Origin of the sequence: Listeria goaensis (genome assembly GCF_900186125.1) — a bacterium.
Lineage (GTDB): Bacteria > Bacillota > Bacilli > Lactobacillales > Listeriaceae > Listeria > Listeria goaensis.
Genome location: NZ_FYBQ01000002.1, coordinates 325623 through 348934, shown reverse-complemented (window position 1 = coordinate 348934; position 23312 = coordinate 325623). Strand labels below are relative to the sequence as shown.

Below are 23312 nucleotides of genomic sequence, written 5' to 3'. Positions count from 1 at the left end.
GGAGTAGATAAATATGGAATACACTGCAAAACAAGGTACAAATACATTTCTAGCTTTTCGATTGTTAAGTACAGCGGCAGAACAAACGGGAATTAAACTAGCGCTTCAAACTACGCATAATTTTACTCGCTCGCGCGATTCAGATTCAACAGCGACTAAAGACGGAAATGTCAACTCAACTTCACCTTTAACTGTTGAAGCGAGTGTGGAGAATATTCTTAGCGATGATCCGTTGAATGATTTACTAATTGAAGCGATTGAAAAAGATGAGATTGTGGAAATTTGGGAGATTGACCGTTCTAGCAAAACAACTGAGGGCAAGTATAAGGCTTGGTATTTCCAAGTAAATGTTACAAATATAGAAGAAGACCATGATGCTGATGGAAATTCGACAAATAAAGCAGACTTTAGCGTTATTGGAAGCGGAGCAAGAGGAGAGTTAACTCTTACTGCTGACCAAGAAGAAGAAGTAAGCTACGCTTTCCGCGATTTATCTGTGTATACAGAAGTACCAACAGCGTAACCTAAAAATTAAAAAATAAGGAGCAATAAAATGGAACTGAAAATTAATAATACGGTATATATGTTTAAATTTGGAATTGGCTTTGTTCGTGAACTCGACAAGAAATATTCAATTAATCAAAATGGGCTTAAATTTGGGTTTGGATTGAATGCAACATTACCGCTTTTACTTAGCAATGATGTGGTTATTCTTTCTGATATTTTGAAAAATGCAAACGCAACAGAAACGCCGAAAATTTCACAAAATGAGTTAGATTCTTACTTAGAATCTTGCGACAACATCGAAGAAGTGTTTGAAGGTGTTCTTAAAGAATTACGAGAATCTAACGTGTCAAAGTTAGCATTGAAGACAGCGGAAGAGAACCTTCAAACAGCGCAATTGAATCAAGCGGAGGAAGCCTAACCGATATAAGGGAAGAAAGCGAGCGAGTTTACCACGAAATGTTAGTAAATTCGCTTCGCTTTTTAGGTTTTCATGCTATCAACGAAATAAAACGAATGACGCAGGTTGAATATGAAATAAGAATGGAAGCATTCCGTTTGAAATCGCTTGATAAAGAGCGAGATTTGGCAATGTCAGCTTGGTTTAATCAAGTTGTAAAAGCGACTAAAGGCAAAACAGGAAAACCAGTGTATGAGAGGTTTTCGGATTTTTTCAATTACGAAAAAGAAGAAACTAAAATTAAGCAGTCTTTCAATCCTCAATACGTTCCATACAACGAAAAAGGTACAAAGAAACTACTTGAACAAGAAAGACTGAGGAAAATTAGAAATAATTTAGCAGAGTACAGGCAGAAAAAGCAGGAAGAGGTGAGGTGATTGGGGGAATCTTATTCTGTTACAGCGGTACTTAAAGCAGTTGATTCAAGTTTTAGCCCTGTTTTTAAAAACGCACAACGTACTGTTGAAGCTTTTAAAAAAGGAACAGAAACTAGCATGGGAGCAGTTGGGAAAACACTTGGAAATGTTGGAGGTAGCCTTACAAAAGGGGTTACACTACCGCTTATGGCAATGGGAGTGGTAGCGAGTAAAGTATCAATGGACTTTGGTGCGCAAATGTCGCGCGTTCAAGCGATTTCAGGTGCAACAGGTAAGGAGTTAGAAGCACTAAAAAAACAAGCTATTTCCTTAGGGGCTAAAACAGCTTTTAGCGCTAAAGAAGCAGCGGAAGGCATGGAGAATCTAGCAAGTGCAGGTATGAAGCCACAGCAAATTATGAAATCAATGCCAGGCGTTTTAGATTTAGCAGCTGTATCCGGTGGAAATGTTGCAAATGCGGCAGAAAACGCGGCTGTTGCGCTAAATGGATTTGGTCTAGAAGCGAGTAAATCGGGTCACGTAGCAGACGTTTTTGCACGTGCAGCGGCTGATACAAATGCAGAAGCAAACGATATGGGCGAGGCGTTAAAAATGGTAGCTCCTCAAGCGCATGGAGCAAGGCTATCACTTGAAGAAACAGCAGCAGCCATTGGTATGTTATCCGATGCAGGTGTAAAAGGGTCAATGGCGGGTTCGAACTTGGGTATGGCACTGACGAAAATTCAAAATCCCTCAAAAGCAGCGGCTGACGCAATGGCTCAAATCGGGTTCAATGCTTATGATAGCAAGGGGCGCATGAAGTCACTTTCTACACAAGTTCATGAACTGAAAGGCAAACTTTCTGGTATGACTGATGAACAAAAAGGCTATTACATTTCTCAAATGTATGGTGTTCAGGGTGGGCGCGCTATGAATATCCTCCTTAATGCGCAAAAAGGAAAGCTAGACAAGCTAACTAAAAGCCTTGAAAATTCAGATGGGTCAGCGGCTAAAATGGCTAAAACTATGCAAGATAATGCTAAATCTGCTATTGAGCAACTTGGAGGTTCATTAGAATCGGCGGCAATCACGATAGGGGATAAGTTAGCGCCAACAATTAGAAAAGTAGCAGATTTTATCGGGAAAATGGTCGATAAATTCACAAATGCGTCACCACAAGTTCAAAATTTTATCTTAACTTTGTTAGGGATTGCGGCGGCAGTTGGTCCAATCATGCTAATAACTGGAAAGCTTATGATGTTTACAGCAAATGTTAAGACGGCGGCAACAGCAATTGGATTGCTTGGTAATTCGGGCAAGTCCATTTCATTATTGAGTAAAGGATTTGGACTGTTAAAAAGTCCAATTTTTTTAGTTATAGCGGCAATTTCTTTATTAGTTGTTGGATTTGTTCAGCTTTATAAGCATTCAGAAACATTCAGAAACATTATAAAAACAGTTGGGGACGCGCTTAAGAAGGCGTTTTCAAATCCTGACGCACTAACATTTGGTCTTGCAGGTGGCATTACAGCTTTAATTGGTTTGTTTATGAAATTCGGTAAACAAATATTAGGTGCGTTGAATCCATTCAAAGCTTTTTCAAAAGTGGGTTCAAAAATGGAAGGGACTTTCTCTTCTCTAACTAAACCACTTTCATCATCAACAAAAAGCATGGGTGGGATGGGTACCTCACTTGTTAAAATTGGCGCTGTTATTGGACTAGTAACAGCGGGAATTGGTGTGTTTGCGGCTGGGATTGCTAGGCTTGCAGAGACTGGAACGAAGGGTATTGTTGCTGTCACAGCAGTTACTGTAGCGATTGCGGCACTGGCTGGTGTATTTGCCTTGCTGGGACCAGCCTTAACAGCTAACGCTTTAGGTATTGGTGTATTTGGTGCGGCAGTTGCTGCTATTGGTCTTTCGATTGCGGCGGCAAGCGCAGGACTTGCCATGTTAATAAATGCAATTGTAACACTTAGTGCACATATGACCGAAATAATTCCAACGCTGACAACTTTAGGTGTTGGGTTTGCGAATATGATTGTTGGATTTGTAAAAGTTATCAATGCGAACATGCCTTTGATTATCAATACATTTGTAAATATGGTGACTACTTTCTTGACTACTTTAGCAAATGCGATGCCTCAGCTCGTGCAGGCAGGGATCCAAATGATTCTTTCGATTCTTAGCGGAATTGCGGCAAATATGGGTAAAATTACTACAAAGGCTATAGAAATTGGTGTGAACTTTCTTAATGCGTTAATTAAGAAACTCCCTGCTTTAGTAGAGGCAGGCGTTAAATTTGTTGTGAGCGTTCTAAATGGAATTGCTAAAAATATCGACAAACTTGTAACAGCAGGCGCAAATTTAATTGCTAAATTTTTGAACGGTATTGCTAATAATTTAGGAAAGATTGTAAACGCAGGTGTGAATATCATTGTTAAATTTTTGAACGGTATTGCTAGGAAAATACCTGCAATTGTAAGCGCGGCAATGAATTTAGTTGATGCAATGGTTCGCGGGATTGTCCAAACTTCAGGGAGATTGCTTGATGCTGGTATAAATTTAGTAAACGGACTAGCCAACAAGATCAGTTCTAGGCAAGGAGCAATAAAATCAGCCGCTTTGAATCTACTTAAAGCGATTATAGGCGTTTTCGTCCCTGATTCTCTAGTAAATGCTGGTAAAGCAATTATTAATGGATTTTTAAAAGGATTGAAATCGGCGTTTGGCGGTGTTAAGAAATTTATTGGTGGAGTAGCAGATTGGATTAAAGACCATAAAGGACCTATAAGTTATGACAGAAAGTTGCTTATTCCAGCAGGAAACGCTATTATGCAAGGCTTAAATAAAGGATTGGAAAATGAATTTAAAAACGTCATGGGGACCGTCAAAAGCATGACAGGGTCAATTTTTGATGCTTTTTCTTCTCAATCTCAACTAGATTTCACTTCACTTTTTCCAGAAAACGGAAAAATAAAGGTCGAAACTGAACTATCAAGAACAGTTAACACAAATTCTAATGACATTGGAACTGGCACATATCCAAATGAATCAGATGAAAGACCTATCGTTGTTAATGTGCACCAAGATTGGACAGGGGACAAAGTGCGGACATGGCTTAAGCGTGAAGACGCAAAAGCTCGAGTGAAAATAAATACTATAAGAGGTGATGGACGTTGATGGATTTATTAATTAAAAACAAAAAAGAAACGGTTTTTTTATCAGATCTTCAAATAAAAGTTTTTAATATTGAAGTTTCATCACCCGAATTAGCAGTATCACAAAAAGATATTCGGGCAAGAAGCGGATTTGTAACAACAAATGTAAAAAGAGTTTCCAAAAAAATTAAAGTTAGTGCAGAAATAGAAGCAAATTCAAAAAGAGAAATGCAAGAAAAACGTGATAGGCTTTACGCTTTACTTTCAAGCGTAAAGCCTTTTCAAATAACAGAATATGATTTTGAGGGCTTTGGTCTATATTCTTTTCGAGATTTAACAATTTTAACAAATCGAGAATCAGAAAGAATGAAATATTCTTATCCGTATCACTATAAAGTGTATCTAGATTCAGTAATTAAACCAGAGTTAAAAAATGCTACAGAAAAGAAGCTTGTCTATAGAATAGAACTTTCGTTTACAACTAGTGATTTGCCATTTGGAGAATCAGACGAGAAAACAGCGCTTGTTCAACATGAAAAGTTTCAATATATGGGCACGGTTGCATGTAATCAGCTAGAATCACCTTTTACACTGAAAGCAACTGCTTTGAGCGATGGAACAAATGCAAATTTCACTGTAAATGATCGAACGTTAATATTTACTGGCGCTTATAAACAAGGTGATGTTTTTGAATTTAACGGTGTTTCAAATTTGCAGAATGCTATAAATATCAACGATAAAACAAACTATGAATATTTTGTTTTAGTTCCGTCATTTAATTATTTCAATACAGTAACAACAAATAAACTTGATGATTTCAAGCTAGAAGTTGTTAATTTCAAAGAATTATATGCGTAAAGGTGGTGGATATCATTGTATTCATTTTATGACCCTCTAGGAAAGAAAGAATATTTAGCACAAGCGGAGATTAACTTCACGCACAGCGTTAACGGAGAAAAATCCATTTCTGGGACAGTTGAATTAGATTCTAGTGTTATTGATAAAATTGATAAGCGTTGGTCACTAGTTTTTCAAAACGAAAAATATGTAATTACTATGACGTACCGTGAAGATGACGGCGAGACTGTCATATTAGAATTTGAAGCAATACATGAGTTTTTCGATGTGTTCAATAAGTCAGTTATTGATACTTCAACAACTGGATCACACCCGTACAAGTGGTATTTAGAACAGCTTTTTGCTGACACAGGTTATTCTTATTTACTTTACGTAGACGTTGAGGCATTGGACAAAGAAAACTGGGGCATGGACACAAAAATGAGTTTGTTTGCGGACATCATTAACGCGGGTGATGTTGAATATGAAGTTACTGATAAGGTTGTTCATATTTACGATAAAATCGGTTCTGATCTTTCGACAATTGTAAGAAAGGGTTTTAATTTACAAGATTTCGGAGTAGAAGCCGACTTTTCAAATTTCATTACTTACATGAAAGGATATGGAGATTACTTTGATGAAAACGACCAAACAAAGGGACGTTTGACGGTCGAATATACTTCGCCACTTGCAGCACAGTACGGCATTCTAGCAGGAAAGCCCTACTCCAACGAAAATTTTACGATCAAAGAAAACTTAGAAGCAAAAATAAAAGAACAGGTGGATAATTCGCTTTCTGTTAGTCTAAATTTAACGGTTGAGGACCTACAAGAGGCAGGATATCCATATGCAATGCCAAAATGTGGCGATTACATTACTGTTATAAATGAGCTAATGAATTTTCAGCAAAAAGTAAGAATCATAAGTGTTAAGTCTAGCTATGACATCGACAACACTAGAATTAGCATTGATGTGACTTGTGGCAGTCTGAACATGGCTGATAAGAATGAAGCCACAGACATTTCAAACGGAAATGCAATTGATGACATTATCAATGGGACGGGTAAAATTCCTCCTTCATGGCTAACAGATTTTATAGTTTCTGCTTCGGAGGCTTTAAATAATGCTAGAAGCGAGCTTAAATTTACTGAGCAAGGAATCGTAGCAATTGAAAAAAATAACGCTAACAACCTTGTCGTTTTAAATTCTTCTGGAATGGGTGTTTCGACAGATGGTGGGAAAACTTACGAAAGTGCAATAACTGCAGTGGGCATTAATGCCAAAGCAATTGTTGCAGATACTTTCAAAGGAGTACGTATAGAAGGAGCAGAAGGTTATTTTGATGTGATTTATTCAAGTTTTATGCCACCGTTGCCATTTCCGCAATATCGGCAGGAATTAAGCATTGGCTCAGGTAACGCATTTAGCCTGTCAGCTAAGAAAGATGACCAGCCTTATCCAGCCATGCAAATGCGATTAAATACCAGTGGCGATTTAGGGTTTGTAATTGAGGCTGTAAATGAATCTACAGGGGTTGTTGATCCTGATAGAGTTGTTAGGTTATCACCGTTTGCAGGCATTGAAACCCCGTTAATTCAAAGTTCTGGCTGGTGTAGCATCGGAGCAGATGCTGATGGGAAAGTAATGTCTATTGACCGTACGACATGGACAAGCGGAGGGGGTTCAATTCGTTATGTGCCGCATCGAGCGTTAACGTTTGAGTCTGCTTCTTCTGAAAAATATAAAACGAACATTCGAACTTTTAAATCGAAAACATTTGGGAAGTCAGCGACAGAGGTTATAAAAGAAACACACGTTTATACGTATACGATTGAAGCAGATGAAGCGGAAGAAAAGCGAATAGGTTTTATTGCGGAACAAGCATCAACTGAATTAACGAGCGAGGATAACAAATCAGTTGATCTATATAAATCTGTAGCGTGGCTGTATCAATATGCGAAAGAAAAAGAAAGTGAAAATCAAGCGTTGAAAGAAGAAGTTGGCGAGCTTAAAAAACTCGTTTTAAATTTGTCCGAAAGAGTTTCAAAACTTGAGGAGGGAGGCAATACGAATGGCATTACGTAAAATTGAAGTGACAATCGACATTAATAATAGAACGTGGAATCATGTGCCTATCGAGCTTGTGCAAGGGGATGATAATTCACTCGAACTTATTGTTAAAACGCAAGGGATAGAAGAATCACTTGAAGAAGCAACAATTACATTTTTCACACTGATAGCAAATACTAATAACTATGTATCAGATTCTACTATTAAACCAATTAATTTAGCAAATGGTGAATTTAGTTACACATTCCCCGCTCAAGCTACACAATTACCGGGATTATACGATACTGCAAGATTTATTATTACTAGAACTGGAGAAAATGGGGAAGAGCTATCAAGTATGTTGCGTTTTAGTTATACAGTAAAAGCGGATCCATCCCAAGGAGCAATAGCAGCAGAAAGCTGGATTAGTGATTTTCAAAATTTACAAAATGCTATCACTGGTATGCAAGATGAACTTGACTTAAATGACGCAAGACAAGACGAATTACAGCAATCTATGGATATTTTGAAAAATGAAATATCTCAAAGCGGTTATGTAAGCAAGCAAGGCGATAACATGACTGGAACAATTAATTTAGGCGCTCAAGAAGCGTTAAATGTTCAATTAGGAACAATTAGGCATTATGTTGGCACTGGGTTAACAGCGGGGACAGAAATTACTTTTATGATAGGTTATGATAGTTCAAATTTCGCTACTGAAAATACTCTCACGTTTGTCGTTGGTGGCGATTCAGTCGGCGATTCTCGTTATTCGATTTCAAGCTACAGTGATGGCTATGTGTACGGATATGCACCAGCAGACTTCATTTGGTGTAAATCGGTAGTAAATGGCGCGTCTAGAATAGGGAAAACTGTCACACCCAAAAATTTAATTTCGTTATCTCGCAATGGAATGAAGGGGCTTATTACTGTAAATGACTTTGACATTTATACAAAAGAAAATCAAGTTCAAGAGTATCTCTTGACTGATTCAGCAGGTAAGCTTTTGATTAAGCAACAAGTCGACTTTAACAATCTCGATGCAAGTATAACCTCAACGTTTCATGGATATGTGAATCTTTCTAAAAATGTTCCTTTTAATTTAAACGCAAATGGTTATTTAGACGTGCAGATGCATTCAAGTGGTTTTGCGAAAGCCACTTATCAAGCATATGATTCTAATGTTGTGATTTATAATCGACGCGAGGGCGACAGTTGGACTGGGTGGGAGATGCAACAAATTAATAACGCGCAATTTCAAGCTTTGCTAAACGACGCATTAACAGTTCAAACAGTGAGTTTAACTACTTTAAACGGATTTACTGCATTTATACCAGTAACAGCAAACTACACCAAGTTTGGAAACCGCTATCTCGTTCATATCTCTGGAATTGTTGGAGCGGGAACAAGCTCGGGAACAGGAGTGTGCGCAATAGTTCCCGATTATTTACAGCCAGACACAAGCTGGAATAAGGTATTTCCTGCGGCACAACAGTCCACTTCTGCATCTAATCAATCAAATGTATACTTGAGTGCGGCCGGTGAAATTAAAATCGTGGCAAGTGGTGCGCCAACGGTCAATGTCGGTTTAGACAGCATTTCATATTTCACAAAGGTGATAACGAATTGATGTTTATCTAATTGGGAAAGAGGTGGTGAAGATGAATCAAGAAGTAAAAATTTCTAATGCGGATTATCTCACTTTAAATAAGCGAATTCAAAGCAATGAAAAATGCGTGGAATCGCTAAAAGAAGACCTTCAGCAGTCCAATGCGGTTATAAGTAAAATGCAAGAAGAGTTTGAAGAGGTCAAACATAACCGCGTGTTAAACGAGGACACTCTTTCGCTCATGATGGAAAACGCCGTCCGCAACGGTCTTGGAGAGGTCTTGAAAGAAATAAAAGACCACGAAAAACAAATTCACGAGTTAAAAATAGATAAGTATAAAATGTCTTATCGCATCATTGTTTGGGGATTTAGCGTTGCGGGGGCGGTCGCTATAACTTATTTTGTCACTCGGTTTTTGCACGGATTATAAAATGTTAAGGAGTGTTTAAAAAATGAAAATCAATTGGAAAGTACGTTTCAAGAATAAAACATGGGTAGTGGCGATGATTGCCGCTATCTTTTTTGTTATTCAAGCGGGGCTATATGTATTCGGCATTACGTGGGATTATAACGAGCTCTTGCAACGTGTAGTTACAGTCGTTACTGGTCTGTTTGCTGTTTGGGGGCTTATTATTGACCCGACGACGGCAGGAAGCCCTGACAGCCCACAAGCCTTAGAATACGAAAAGCCACGATTAGATACCGAAAAGCTCGATAAAAAAAATCAAGCTAGGAAGGTGAGATAAAATGGCCAAAATATTAGACGTCTCCCATCACCAAATACCAAGTGATTTTGATTGGGCTAAATTAAAGCGGGAGATAGACGGGATTATTATCCGCGTACAGTTTGGGAGTAATCTGATGGATCGTCAGTATAAACATTTTGTCGCAAAAGCAAAACAATATAAAATTCCGTTTGGGGTCTATGCGTTCGGCATGTTCGTATCGGTCAATGACGCGAAAGTGGAAGCCCGCGACTTTTTAGCACGTAGCGATTCAGAAGCAAAATTCTTCGCGCTAGATGTTGAAAAAGAGAGCATACAAGCGTGCGGCAAGAAAAACCTTGCGGCTGCATCACAGGCTTTCCTTGATGTCCTAAAAGCGGCAGGAAAGCGTACAGGTTTTTATTATGAGCATAATATGATTGGGGCATATGGCTTGGAAAATGTAAAAGCTGATTTCACTTGGATTCCGAGATATGGGACAAATAACGGTACGAAACAAAGTCAATATAAACCAAAAGTCAAATGTGATTTGTGGCAATATACTAGTACAGGTATCGCAGGTAATGGTAAACCTGTCGACTTGTCAGACCTGAACAGCGACAAGCCTATCAGTTTCTTTTTTGGCAGTACTAGCAACGCAATCAGTGCAAAAGTGCAGGACGTTGCACCGCTGTTATTGAAGCCGCAATTTAAAGGGCAAACACCCATTAGATTATGGCGTACAGGAACGAGAATAAAAGTGTATCGACATTCCAAATACTGGTATAAAACGTATGTTAATGTCAACGGGAAAATGACGCTTGGCTACGTTTACCATAGTTTTCTAACTAAAGTAGGGAAGCCGAACAGAAAAGGGCAGATTAACGCAACTGTGAAAGCCTTCGCTATTTTTTGGGATAATGAAGAATTGAATGGCGGTCAAGTTTTGACATATAAACCCGGAGCGAAATTGAAGCATTATCCTACGAGAAACGGCTTGAAATCAGCGTATTTTTTAAAACAGAAAAAAGTATTTTACACAACGACTTATTGGCTTAAATAACCCTTCGCCTCGTCCTTATGGATGGGGCGTTTTTTTATGTATTTCTATTAAAAATTCACAAATCATCTGCATGCTATTTTTTTCTATGTTAAACTAGAAAGACAGGAGGTGAATTTTTTAATGAAAGATATACATTATCAGGAAGATGACTTTGAAAAAGCGAAAAAAAGCATCGGAGACCTCATCGGAAAGGGTGCTTGGGGAAAGGGCGCCATCGACTGTTTAAAAGATGCTTCTAAGAATTTAGAAGAAGTAGAAAAAGATATTCGTACATATGATTCAGACGGTGCCATTTCATTTCAACATACGAACCAAAAAGCCCAGTACCAAGAGCTTTTCGAAGATTTCGATGTCCTCTACCGCTTTTCCGACCAAATTGGCGAAATCGTCAAAAATACGATCGACCGCCCCTTTTATGAAAAGCTAGATGATTTTGTGGAAGGGATGCGCAACCTAGATGCCACCACTTTCACAACAGAAAACCGCATCGGCGCAACAAGAACAAGCATGGAATTTGTCAACAGCTCCACACAAAAACAAGTCGAAGTCCCGAAGAGCAAAGTGAGCCTCGACGATTTATTCAGCGGAAGCACGTTTTACGCCGACCAAATGAAAGCACAGTTTGACGCATGGAAAAAGACCCATCAAGAGAAAGACGTGAGCCGCCAAGATTTCCAAGCCGCCATGCTAAACTCTCGCGCTTTCAGCTATACATCCATCAAAGACGAACAACAGAAGCAAGAATTTTGGGTGAACATCGCCGCCACAGTGGTCATTATCGGGGTTGCCGTCTTCTGTCCTCCCGCCGGCCTTGCCTTAGGAGCCGTATACGGTAGCCTAGAAATGAGCACCGCAATCACTGGAAAAGACTGGGTAAGTGGCCGCGAGCTCGATGCCTCCGAACGCGCTATGCGCGGTAGTTTTGCCTTATTCGACGTCTTGCCCGGCGTAAAAGCCCTATCTGGCGGCGTACAAACCATGCGCTCGGGAAGCCGTTTAGCGAGCCTAAGCGATACATTCGTGCACGGAGTAAAAAGCGCCCCAACCCAACTCGGCGACATCACAAAAATCGGCCAAACCCAAATACGCACACGCATCAAGAGCCTAAAAAACGTCACCCAAGACGCCTTACAAATCGCCACCCAAAAAGGCATCCAAGGTTTAGACAAAGTGGGGCAAACTGCGACAACCATGAAAGGCTCCCTCAATTTGCCTCCAAGGCAAAACCTAGCCTTAGCCGGAATGGGCGGCATCCCAAACCAAGTCCCATCCCAAATCACACAAGGGACGGAAAACCTCAAAGACATCCTCCAGAAATTTGACGTGAACTTGAGTGGCAAAGGAAAGCAGGCGGATGGTATAATAAAAGAAACAAGTAAAGTGTTTGAGCCTGAAAAAGTGACATTGAAGAATGGAGAAACAGCTTATAAATCCTCACGTGGTGAACTTGTAAGGTCTCCTAATTTTCTAGATGAAGCTGGAAAAATAAAATGGCCTGATGCAGATGGATTTGTATGTGATAGTGCTGGGAATCCAATAAAGACCGATGCTAATTTGAAGGCAGGTCAGGTAATTGACAGGTATGGAGATTCAATAGGTAAATTTACAAGTCCAGTCAAGAATGGAAAGATACTTGATTATAATACAAGGGGTCTTCCTTATCATGAAAGTGTAAAGCCATATCATCAATATGAGGTTACAGCAGATATAAATTTAGAGAATGTAAATGAAGCTTTTAATAAATTGGATTTTGATACGCAAGAAGAACTAAGAAAGGTTATGGACGACTACGATTTAAGTTTTTCCGATATAGCTAATCCACAGCAAGGAGAGATTGCAGAAGTTTTTGGTGAAGGCGGAGGAATTCAGATTCAACTGGGAACTGTAGTTAAATGGTATGAAAAACTAGGTCTTTTAAAGGAGCTTAATTAATAATGGATAAAAATATTTCAAACTATAAAAAAATGATAGAAGACGAAATTGAGCTACTAGGTTACACAGATTTAAGATATTCACTTTTTGCAGGTAGAGACAATAATCGTGATGAGTTTCAATTAAGAATAGAATATCTAGATGATCATTTTGAAGTTTACATGACGGGCGAAAGAGCTTCTGTTTCTGGATCAAAAAAATACGATGAATTTTTTCAAGCGTATAAAGATTTTATGTATAGAATACAAAGTAGAGTGATAACAAATAGAAAAAGTGTTAGAAACAATGAACCTCCTGAATATCCTTCATTTTTATGGGATAAAAATATATAAAACAAAAGACCTCTTTGCTTCTAATGCAAAAAGGTCTTTTCATATTTCACTATTTTTAAATGCTAAATTTAAAATCACAGACTAAAATTTTAGTGTATCATGTTGTCTCCTACCATCATAATTCGCACCGAAAAACTTGCAACTGGTTTTAATTAACTCAAATGGGGTAAATTTAGAAATAGAGTCAGACCCAATTTCAATTACCCTCGAAAAAAGTGGACCTCCGGCCGAGTGTGGCAAAATAATCATCGTATGTGGATTCACCTCATAGATTTGTTTCTCTGCTTTCTTGTTTTCCATTTTCATACATCCCTTTCTCGTGATAGTCTTTTTTAATTATGTAAAGAAGTAGTTCACTTCAAAACACCAATGTTAAGGAGTTACTATTTTTTCGTAATTATAGCACAGAAAAAAACGGGAGTCAGTATATTTTGGGAAAGTAGAGTTTTGGAGCAGTACAATGATTTTTGAAGCCAAATTGTGAATTTTCGGAGTTGTTTTCGCCATATAGTAGTGAAAGGAGTGATTAGTCGTGGAAATGCGAGATTTTTCAAACTCATTAATGAATCAAGTTGGCATTTTAAAAGGAGAAAAAGAGTTAACAAACGTCTTTATTGAGTGCTACATGACAATGCTCCTAGATCAGAGGAAAGTAGAACAGTTGAAAAAAGAAGTCGATATTGCTCTCGATAAGAAGGACGAAAAAAGTTTTATAGAGCTTACAAATAAAATAAATGAAATTCAAAAGGAAATGCTAGCATTTCAGTGAATTTTATGAAAAACTAAGGTAAAGAAGAATTTGCCTTAGTTTTTTTATTGTAGCGCTTAAAATTTTATAAATGGACCTCAAAATAATACTAGACGAAGTTAGTATTTTTGGTTAAAATAAAACAAAACGTATGTTCGGTGGTGAGGCTATGAGTTTACAGTTTATATCTGGAAGGGCTGGAAGCGGAAAAACAACTTTTTTGATTGAGCAACTCAAAAAAAGAATGCTAGAAAATCCCAGTGAGAATCAAATTCTCATTGTGCCAGATCAAATGACATATCAAATGGAGCGATTTCTTTTTAAACAAACCGGATTTAAAGGGATGATGAATATTCAAGTTTACAGTTTCAGCCGAGTAGCGTGGCGAGTATTACAAGAAACTGGTGGACTTTCTCGAGTATTTTTGACCCATTCTGGTATGGAGATGCTTGTACGACAAGTTGTGCAAGAAGAAGCTGGTGAGTTGAGGCTGTTTGGGAAAGCTTCTTCTAAAAGAGGGTTTTACAAAGAATTAACTAGTTTGTTCCAAGAATTAAAGCAATACGAAGTAGAATTAGCTGAGCTAAAGCAACAGTCTGAAGAAGCAAATGATTTTGCGATGCGCGAAAAACTAGCAGATATTTCATTAATTTATGAGCGTTATCAAGAAAAATTATTCGGAAAATTTCTTGAAAATGAAGATTATTTACGTTTGTTAAATGAAAAAATGGACAAAAGTCCATATGCCCAAAATGCCTCTATCTATTTTGATGGCTTCGACTCTTTTTCAAAACAGGAAATTTCAGTGATTTCAAAATTTATGGAAGTTGCTAACCAAGTGCAAATTACTTTGACTACAAGTAAGGAAGCTGTCGCTGGACAATTAAATGATTTTGATATGTTTGAATTGACCCGAGAGTCCTTATTACAAATCAGAGAAGCAGCTAATAATTTAGGAATACATGAAAAATCACTTGTGTTTTTAAATACGAACAAGCGATTGCAACACCCAGATCTTACTCACCTTGAAGCAACTTGGGGACAAAGCAGGTCTGCAAAATATGAAGGAGAAATATCTGGAATCCGCCTTCATCAAGCGAATAATAGACATTCTGAGCTAGAAGGAATTGCCCGTGAGGTGAAACGCTTAGTTCGCGAGGAAAACTATCATTTTTCTGATTGCGCCATACTGGTTCGCAATATGGCTGATTATGAAGAAACCATTTCTTCCGTATTTCGCGCCCATAAGCTACCGTATTTTTGGGATAAAAAACGTTCTATGGCAAAACATCCTTTGATTGAGTTTATTCGTTCTAGTTTAGATGCACTAAAACTAAATTGGCAGTATGAAACGCTTTTTCAGACAGTTCGAACAGAGTTTTTCTTTCCAATTGAGAAAGATATTAGTATCTACCGGAAAAAAGTAGATTTATTTGAGAACTATTTATTAGAGAATGGTATTTTTAATCGCGGACGTTTTATGAAAAGCGATAAATGGACATATCGGCGAATTCGCGGCCTTGAAACGAATGTGCAGACTCAAACGGACGCTGAACTCGAAATCGAAGAACAAATCAATGAAGTCCGTAACCTTATTCAAATTCCACTTCTTTTTCTTGAAGATAAATTGCATTCAGCTAAGACAGGAAAAGAATATGCAGAAAGTCTATTTGCTTATTTAGAAAAGCTAAATGTGGCTGAACGTATTGAATTATGGCGTGCTCGTGCAGACGAGGAAGGACTACTTGAACTATCTCGTGAGCATGAACAAGCTTGGCATGCCGTTATCAATCTCCTCGATGAATTTGTGGAATTATTAGGAGATACCGTAATTTCGCTGGATGATTTTATTGAAATTATTCAGACAGGACTTGAGTCGATGGAATTTTCATTGCTTCCACCTTCTCTTGATCAATTCGTTGTCACGGACATGGAACATGCTCGTTTGTTAGAAGAAAAGATTGTTTTTGCAATAGGTCTTAATGATGGTGTGTTTCCGAAGAAAGTGGGCGATAAAGGCATTATCTCAGACGAAGAACGCGAAACCATGACAAATGATGGAATTGCTTTAAAACCAAGAAGCTATCAATCACTTATTCAAGAAGAGTTCATAGCTTATCGTGTATTTACAGCTGCAAGTGACCGGCTGTATTTAAGCTATCCAATTGCTGATTCAGAAGGGAAATTGCTTTCAGCTTCTAACTATGTACGTAAGATAAAAACGGTGTTTCCAACTTTAAATGAAGAGCTATATTTAAGTGATCCATCACTTTTATCAGAAAAAGAGCAAATGGAGTATATTGCGGGTGAGATGGATGCGCTAGGTTTTCTTACCGCTCAACTACAAATGTATAAGCAAGGATATAAGATTGCGCCAATCTGGTGGGATGTTTATAACATTTTTATTAAGAGTAAAAATAAACTAGCTTTACAAGTGCTTGCAAGTTTAAACTATCATAACGATACAACTAGATTGACCGAGGAGACAGCTACAGAATTGTTCGGTGATAAAATTCATGCCAGTGTTTCTCGTATGGAAAAATTTTTCAGTTGTGAGTTTCAACATTTTGCTCAGTATGGCTTGAAGCTTGAAGAAAGAAAAACATATCAATTACAAGCCGTTGATATGGGGGAAATCTTCCATGGGGCGATGGAGTGGATATCCGCTCAGCTAAAAGAACGCGGCATTGATTGGGGAGCTCTATCTGAAAATGATTGTTTGACTCTAGCTAATCAAGCGATGACTTATTTAGCGCCGAAACTGCAACATGAAATACTTCTTAGTACAAAAAGAATGGCGTATATTCAATATAAGTTGCTTCACATTATTTTACGTGCAACTAATGTGCTAAATGAACAAGCGAAACAAAGTACATTTCGTCCGCTTGGTTTAGAGGTTGATTTCGGTATTGGGAAAAGTATTCCCGCAATGAAGATTCCGTTAAAAGGCGAGCGTGAATTGTTCTTGCAAGGGCGCATCGACCGAATTGATTACGCTAGTGCAGATGAACGAAATTATCTCCGCATTATCGACTATAAATCTAGCGCACGAGATTTACAACTTCCCGAAATTTATTATGGACTTGCGCTCCAAATGCTAACTTACTTAGATATAGTCGTGACAAATGCTAAGAAATTAGTAGGAAATGATGCTGACCCAGCAGGTGTTCTTTATTTTCATATGCACAATAAGCTTGTCAGTGCCGATAGTCCATTAGATGATGAAATACTTGAAAAAGAGCTTCAGAAAAGTTTTAAGATGAAAGGAATTGTTTTAGGCGATCCTCTTGCTGTAACGCTTATGGATAACTCAATTAAAGACGGGGGAGCCTCCTTAATTGTTCCTGCCGAAATTAAAAAAGATAACACGCTTAGCGCAAGGTCAAAAACAGCTTCTAAAGAGGACTTTGATTCTATGCGGCATTTTGTTCGCCACAAATATCAGGAGGCTGGGAACAAAATTTTAGATGGGGAAGTAACAATCAATCCGTATCATTTAAAAGAAACAACGCCGTGTAACTTTTGTCCGTTTCGCTCAGTATGTCAATTTGATCCAGGTTCACAAAGTGACAAGTATCGCTATTTGGCGTCAGAAAAACCAGAAGTAATTATTCAGAAAATGAGAGAAGAAGGAGGGGAGAGTCAATGAATCAACTACCTGCTAAGCCAGAAAATGCAACATGGACTGATGAGCAGTGGCAAGCGATTCATGCGAGAGGTCAGAATATTCTAGTTGCGGCAGCGGCTGGTTCGGGGAAAACAGCTGTGTTAGTAAATAGAATTATCGAACGGCTTCAAGATGAAGAAAATCCGTGCAATGTGGACGAGTTACTGGTCGTTACATTTACGAATGCTTCGGCAGCTGAAATGAAACATCGCGTCGGACAAGCATTAGAGAATGCCCTGGTGCAAAAACCGGATTCACTACACTTGAAGAAACAACTGGCACTTTTAAATAATGCATCGATTCAAACACTCCATTCCTTTTGTTTAGATTTAATTCGCAAATATTATTATATTGCAAGTGTCGACCCGGATTTTAGGTTGATGGACAGCATTGAAAGTATGATGTTGCGAGATGAAGTTATAGATAAGTTACTAGAGGAAGAATATGCAAAGCCAAATAATGAAGCTTTTTTCCATCTCGTGGATAGTCTGACAGACGATCGGTCAGACCGAAATTTAACAGAAGTGGTTTCGAAGCTATATGACTTTTCGAGAGCGAATCCAAATCCAGAAAAGTGGTTAAAACAGCTCGTTGATTTTTATGAAACTAAGGATTTGCAAGGGATAAAGGATCTACCATTTTATGATGAAATCATGAATCAGATTCAATTGTCCATTCAACAAGCACTAGGTGCGCTTCAGCAAGGAATGAATATTGCCAAAATGGTCGATGGTCCAGAAAGCTACATAACAAATTTTACAGAAGATATCGCTGAGGTAGAAACGTTGACTGGACTTCTTGACGATGACTGGAACAAACTGCGCGAAGGTTTTTCTCAAGTCGTTTTCGGTCGTTTGAAGCCGCTTAAAAATAAAGAGGAAGTAGATGAACAGTTAGTAAAGCAAGCAAAAAAAGCTAGAGATCGTGCTAAGAAATATATTCAAGATGCAGCGACAGATTGGTTTAAACGTGAAGAACGAGCGTATTTAAGCGATTTAGAAAATATGAAGCCAGATGTTGCCACGCTTATTCAACTTGTTCAAAATTTCTCCGAACAGTTTTTTCGGGAAAAAGAAAGAAAAGGTGTGCTCGATTTTAATGACCTAGAGCATCTAACGCTTGCCATTTTATCAGAAAACGATTCGCCCTCATTTGTAGCAAAAGAGCTTCAAAGTCGCTATCATGAAGTGTTGATTGACGAATATCAAGATACTAATCTAGTCCAAGAAACTATTTTGCAATATGTGACTTATTCGGGCGAAGCGGATGGGAATTTATTTATGGTAGGCGATGTGAAGCAATCTATATACGGCTTCCGTCTTGCTGAACCTACACTGTTTATGTGGAAATATGAAAATTACCGACTAGACGGAAAAGATACTGGTTTACGTATTGATTTAGCTAAAAATTTTAGAAGTCGAGCAGAAGTTCTAAATGCGACTAACTTTATTTTTAAACAAATTATGGATAAAGAAGTCGGCGAAATTGCATATGATTCGGCAGCAGAACTTGTTCTTGGTGCTAGTTTCGAAGAACATAATAATACTGAAACAGAACTGATGGTAGTAGACATGAAGAAAAAGTCGCTCGATACAGAAGAGGGCTTATCAAAGGACGAATTACAAAAAAATCAGCTTGAAGCGAGAGCCATTGCCCAGAAAGTCAAAAAGATGATAGATGAAAAATATCCTGTTTTTGATAAATCAATGAAGCAATTTCGACCAATTCGCTACCAAGATGTTGTCATCTTATCAAGAGCGATGACTAGTGCGCCTGACATCGAGGAGGCTATGAGAGAGCAAGATATTCCTTTCTATGCATCTAGCCAACGTGGTTATTTTGAAGCGGTTGAAGTGGCCGTCATGATTTCGGTGCTTAAAATTATCGATAACCCTTATCAGGATATTCCGCTTGCCTCGGTTTTACGCTCACCGATTATCGGATTATCAGAAGAAGAGCTTGCCTCTGTCAGACTGGTTAACAATCGCAGCTATTTTTTCGATGCATTAGAAGAATATGCCAAACAACCAAACCAAACAGCAGAAAAGATAAGCTCTTTTTTAGAAAAACTAGTAAAATGGCGAGAACTTTCCATTCGTGAGAATCTAACAACGCTTATTTGGCAGATTTATGAAGAAACCGGCTTTTTTGAGTTTGTAGGTGGACTTCCAGGTGGCAAAGTGCGGCAAGCCAATTTACAAGCGCTATATGAGCGGGCGGGACAATACGAAAAGACAGCATTTCGTGGCTTATTTCGATTTGTTCGTTTCGTAGAACGTTTAGAACTGCGTGGCGATGATTTTGGTACAGCGAAGGTATTAGGCGAAAAAGAAGATGTTGTTCGTATGATGACCATTCATTCAAGCAAAGGCTTGGAATTTCCAGTTGTTATTCTAGCGGGAGTAGGACGCAAATTTAATATGCGTGATATTAATAGTAAAGTATTGCTTGATAAAGACTTTGGTTTTGCATCAAGTTATACGGACGTTCAGAAACGAATTACTTATCCGACAATTATGCAACAAGTTTTCCGTAAGAAAAAAATAAATGAAATGATTGCAGAAGAAATGCGCGTTCTATATGTCGCTATGACGAGAGCAGAAGAAAAATTAATTATTGTTGGGACGATTCCGGAATGGGAAGAAACATTAGAAAACGCGTTTCAAGTAGCGAAAATGACCGACTGGGTCTTGCCGCCGAGCATTAGAGTGCAGGCAAGAACTTATCTCGACTGGATAATTCAGACGCTAATTCGGCATCCTGATTTTGCGGAGCAGGTTAATAAAACAGCAGGCGTAACACTGCCAACAGATATGAAATTGCGTGTTACGATTATTGAGAAGGGAACTTTGACAGATGATTTTGTGAATGAACAAGCCCAGCCCTATTTGCGCTCATTAGAAACGCTTGAAGAAGTCCCGCTTTCTGGCGGAGCAGAAGGGCAAATTGCTGAGATTTTTTCCTTCAAATATGAGAAGCAAGCAGCAACTGAAATTCGCTCTAAACAGTCGGTTACAGAATTAAAAAGGCAGTTTCAAATTCAAGATAGTTTTAGTGATGACCGCTTTTTGAAAACGTTAAAACAAGCTTCGCTTAAGCGCCCCAAATTTATGCAGGAAAATAAATTAAGCAGTACGGAAATTGGGACGGCAATGCATACTGTCATGCAGGCGATATCGTTTGAAGCGATACCTGATGAGGCAGAATTAGATCAACTTTTAGATGAGATGGTGGCAGAGTACAAATTAACAGAAACAGAGAGTAGAGCAATTCGTAAGCAACAAATCCTTTCTTTTTTTCAAACAGCACTTGGTAAAAAAATGGTTGAAGGGGTGGATCAATTAGCTAAGGAGGTTCCATTTGTGTATCAGCTTCCTGCTAATCGGGTGTCTGAAGGTGCAGACGACGCGGACACCATTTTAATCCAAGGTGTAGTAGACTGTATGTTAATAGAGGATGATGGGATTATTTTGATTGATTTTAAGACGGATCGTACCGAGGGGAAATATGCGTCTAAGGAGCAAATGGAGAAAACCATGCATAGCCGTTATCATACGCAATTGGAATTGTACCGGGAGGCTGTACAAGCTATCATAGGCTTGCCGGTGAAGCAAGCCTCACTGTACTTCTTTGATTCGGGAGAAATACTGGATTTTTGAGGACCATAAGCGTTCATGCTATGATAGAAAATATAATAAAAGAGGAGAGGGATTTTTATGTGGGGATATTTACATTTAATATCGTGGGCGGCTATTTTTGTACTGACAATTGCGGCGTTTATCGCATATCCAAAGTCAGAAAAAAGCTTTACGATACTTGCGATGATTAATCGTGTTTTCTACTTGCTTGTTATTTTTAGTGGGATTATGATGATTCAATATAGTGTAGAGAAAGGTTGGCTCATTGCGATTTTTAAAATTTTAATGGGACTTCTTACAATTGGTGTGATTGAAATGTTACTTAGCTATCGAAAAAAACAAAAGCCGACAGGAATGTTTTTTATATTGTTTTTTGTGGCTGTCATTGTAACGGTATCTCTTGGGTTTTACCTATCAGGTGGAGCGCCTTTATTTAATTAAAAAAGGACTAATGGAGCTCCCTAAAAGAGTTTTCATCAGTCCAGCAGTTTATAAGATATTTTCTTCTAAATAAACAGCAATACCGTCTTCTTCGTTGGAAAGTGTGATGGTGTTGGCTACGTTTTTTGCAGATGGGACAGCGTTTCCCATCGCAACGCCAACGCCAGCATAGTCCAACATTTGTAAATCATTTGATTCATCGCCAAAAGCAATGATGTCTTTTTGAGAGATGCCAAGTGATTTTGCTGCTTTTTGGATTCCAACGGCTTTATGAATGCCGTATTTTACGATTTCAACAGCTGGCCAGCTCGCACCCCAAGTGTGATGAGAAATAACATCAGCCAATTGTTCATCAAGATGTTTGCTCATTAAAGCCAGTTCTTCATTTTTTCCAAAGAAAAGTAGTGAAGTTGCGTTGGCGTTAATTGCATTTCGTATATTTCCGATGATCATGTTGTTGACGCCTAAATGAAAGGTGTCGGGCACAGTGTCATCGCTACGCTCTAAAAAAACGCTATCTTGAACTTCAGCAGCAATATTAGCAAGGGGTAGTTGATAAGAGTAATCAAGTATATCTCTTACGATATTTAAGTCGATTGCTTCGTGGTAACCATCATGGAAATTGACGTCGAGTGGGTGATGCAAAACAGCACCGTTAAAATTAACAATAGGTGTTGTAAGTTCTAGTTCGCTATAATAGAAGCTGCTTAAACGGTAAGGGCGACCAGTTGCAATCATTACTTCGTGACCAAGGTTACGTGCTGATTCAAGAGCTACCTTTGTTCGTTTCGAGATAGTTTGGTCATCTTTTAAAGTTGTGCCATCTAAATCAAGTACAATTAATTTTTTATCCATAGTTAGCTCCTTTTAATTAAGTTGGCTATTTTTTGTTAGCATAATCTACTATCATGATAGACTGTAAAAGAATCTTTGTAAATGAAAGAACATTAATAATTGGTAAGAAAAACAAATAGAAATGAGGCCGTGCAATTGATTCAAGTATTTCATGAAAAAATAAAAGATATTCCAGTTTTACATATTGTTGGCGAAAAATATAGTGCAGAAAAGATTCGAACTGTAGTATTTTATCATGGATTTCAGTCCCAAAAAGAGCTGTACCTTCAGTATGGCTATTTTTTAGCTGAAAAAGGGATTCGAGTGATTTTGCCAGATGCGAAATTTCACGGAGAACGAAAAGGGAATATTAGCGAAGAAGAGCAAGCGATGTATTTTTGGGATGCTGTGCAGGCAAATATTGATGAACTAGGTGGAATTGTTGATGAGCTTGTTGAGAGAGGACTTACTAATAAGCAAGAAGTGGGCGTTGGCGGTGTATCCATGGGAGCGATTACTTCGCTTGGAATATTAGCCAAATATGACTGGATAAAAGTTGTTGTGAGCCTCATGGGAAGTGCTTATTATGGTCATTTTGCTAAAGCGCTTGTCAAGCAGTCCGTAGAGTACGGGTTGGAATTTCCTTTTGATGTTGAAAGTAGGATTGCGGCGCTGAATCCGTACGATTTAAGTGAGCAACTTGAAAAAATAGAGAACCGTCCACTGCTTTTATGGCACGGGAAAAAAGACGATGTCGTTCCGTTCGCTTATAGTGAAAAACTGTTCCAAACATTGGTGGAACAGCAATTAGATCAGAATGTAGAATTTATTGTTGATCAAAAAGCGAAACATAAAGTGAGCATTGAAGGAATTTTAGCTGGCGTGGCGTTTTTTGAGAAGCACCTCTAGAACAACGATAGTGAAAATGATTCTCATGTATGATACAATAATTTTACAAACAGCTAAAAGGAGGTTCG

Annotated in this window: 19 protein-coding genes; 17 read left to right on the top strand and 2 right to left on the bottom strand. The window is 38.4% G+C overall.

What is annotated here, in order from left to right; translation table 11 throughout:
- Window positions 1-13: 13 nt before the first annotated feature.
- The 12 genes from CFT42_RS04245 to CFT42_RS04190 all read left to right on the top strand — a co-directional run bounded on the left by CFT42_RS04245 (window position 14) and on the right by CFT42_RS04190 (window position 13007).
- A complete protein-coding gene (locus CFT42_RS04245; protein WP_088815445.1) occupies window positions 14-523 on the top strand; it encodes a phage major tail protein, TP901-1 family in 510 nt (169 codons plus the stop codon).
- Window positions 524-553: 30 nt separating this feature from the next.
- Window positions 554-925: a tail assembly chaperone gene (locus CFT42_RS04240; protein ID WP_088815444.1), complete on the top strand. Its 372-nt coding sequence runs from the start codon at window positions 554-556 to the stop codon at window positions 923-925.
- A gap of 38 nt (window positions 926-963) precedes the next feature.
- Window positions 964-1341: a hypothetical protein gene (locus tag CFT42_RS04235; protein WP_088815443.1), complete on the top strand. Its 378-nt coding sequence runs from the start codon at window positions 964-966 to the stop codon at window positions 1339-1341.
- The gene (locus CFT42_RS04230; RefSeq protein WP_088815442.1) at window positions 1342-4503 is read left to right on the top strand and encodes a phage tail tape measure protein; all 3162 of its coding nucleotides are present in this window, start codon (window positions 1342-1344) and stop codon (window positions 4501-4503) included.
- Window positions 4503-5339, top strand: a complete 837-nt coding sequence (locus CFT42_RS04225; RefSeq protein ID WP_088815441.1) for a phage tail family protein — start codon at window positions 4503-4505, stop codon at window positions 5337-5339. Before CFT42_RS04230 ends, CFT42_RS04225 begins: the two co-directional genes overlap by 1 nt.
- Window positions 5340-5354: 15 nt before the next feature.
- Entirely contained in the window at window positions 5355-7403 is a 2049-nt protein-coding gene (locus CFT42_RS04220; protein ID WP_088815440.1) for a phage tail protein, read from the top strand.
- The gene (locus CFT42_RS04215) at window positions 7369-8997 is read left to right on the top strand and encodes a BppU family phage baseplate upper protein (protein WP_159458144.1); all 1629 of its coding nucleotides are present in this window, start codon (window positions 7369-7371) and stop codon (window positions 8995-8997) included. Before CFT42_RS04220 ends, CFT42_RS04215 begins: the two co-directional genes overlap by 35 nt.
- 31 nt (window positions 8998-9028) lie before the next feature.
- A complete protein-coding gene (locus CFT42_RS04210; RefSeq protein WP_088815438.1) occupies window positions 9029-9406 on the top strand; it encodes a hypothetical protein in 378 nt (125 codons plus the stop codon).
- Window positions 9407-9428: 22 nt separating this feature from the next.
- Window positions 9429-9722: a phage holin gene (locus tag CFT42_RS04205; protein WP_088815437.1), complete on the top strand. Its 294-nt coding sequence runs from the start codon at window positions 9429-9431 to the stop codon at window positions 9720-9722.
- 1 nt (window position 9723) lies between these two features.
- Window positions 9724-10743: a GH25 family lysozyme gene (locus tag CFT42_RS04200; RefSeq protein ID WP_088815436.1), complete on the top strand. Its 1020-nt coding sequence runs from the start codon at window positions 9724-9726 to the stop codon at window positions 10741-10743.
- A 120-nt stretch (window positions 10744-10863) separates the two neighbouring features.
- Entirely contained in the window at window positions 10864-12675 is a 1812-nt protein-coding gene (locus CFT42_RS14930) for a TNT domain-containing protein (protein ID WP_244169923.1), read from the top strand.
- 2 nt (window positions 12676-12677) lie between these two features.
- The gene (locus CFT42_RS04190; RefSeq protein ID WP_088815435.1) at window positions 12678-13007 is read left to right on the top strand and encodes an Imm59 family immunity protein; all 330 of its coding nucleotides are present in this window, start codon (window positions 12678-12680) and stop codon (window positions 13005-13007) included.
- Between the two features lie 81 nt (window positions 13008-13088).
- Here CFT42_RS04190 and CFT42_RS04185 read toward each other — a convergent pair whose 3' ends face one another.
- Entirely contained in the window at window positions 13089-13307 is a 219-nt protein-coding gene (locus tag CFT42_RS04185; RefSeq protein WP_088815511.1) for a competence protein ComK, read from the bottom strand.
- 232 nt (window positions 13308-13539) lie between these two features.
- On the opposite strand from CFT42_RS04185, the gene CFT42_RS04180 reads away from it, so the two are divergent.
- From CFT42_RS04180 to CFT42_RS04165, 4 genes are all read left to right on the top strand, one after another.
- The gene (locus CFT42_RS04180) at window positions 13540-13776 is read left to right on the top strand and encodes an IDEAL domain-containing protein (RefSeq protein WP_088809370.1); all 237 of its coding nucleotides are present in this window, start codon (window positions 13540-13542) and stop codon (window positions 13774-13776) included.
- Between the two features lie 148 nt (window positions 13777-13924).
- A complete protein-coding gene (gene addB, locus CFT42_RS04175; RefSeq protein ID WP_088815434.1) occupies window positions 13925-17404 on the top strand; it encodes a helicase-exonuclease AddAB subunit AddB in 3480 nt (1159 codons plus the stop codon).
- A complete protein-coding gene (gene addA, locus CFT42_RS04170; protein WP_088815433.1) occupies window positions 17401-21081 on the top strand; it encodes a helicase-exonuclease AddAB subunit AddA in 3681 nt (1226 codons plus the stop codon). Before addB ends, addA begins: the two co-directional genes overlap by 4 nt.
- A 57-nt stretch (window positions 21082-21138) precedes the next feature.
- Window positions 21139-21501 carry a YisL family protein gene (locus tag CFT42_RS04165; RefSeq protein WP_088809367.1) on the top strand — a complete coding sequence of 121 codons (363 nt, stop codon included), beginning with the start codon at window positions 21139-21141 and terminating at the stop codon, window positions 21499-21501.
- Window positions 21502-21549: 48 nt separating this feature from the next.
- On the opposite strand, the gene CFT42_RS04160 is transcribed toward CFT42_RS04165, so the two are convergent.
- Window positions 21550-22356: a Cof-type HAD-IIB family hydrolase gene (locus CFT42_RS04160; protein ID WP_088809366.1), complete on the bottom strand. Its 807-nt coding sequence runs from the start codon at window positions 22354-22356 to the stop codon at window positions 21550-21552.
- Window positions 22357-22491: 135 nt separating this feature from the next.
- Here CFT42_RS04160 and yjfP point away from each other — a divergent pair, with 135 nt between their 5' ends.
- Window positions 22492-23244, top strand: a complete 753-nt coding sequence (gene yjfP / locus CFT42_RS04155; RefSeq protein ID WP_088809365.1) for an esterase — start codon at window positions 22492-22494, stop codon at window positions 23242-23244.
- The last annotated feature ends 68 nt before the right edge of the window (window positions 23245-23312 follow it).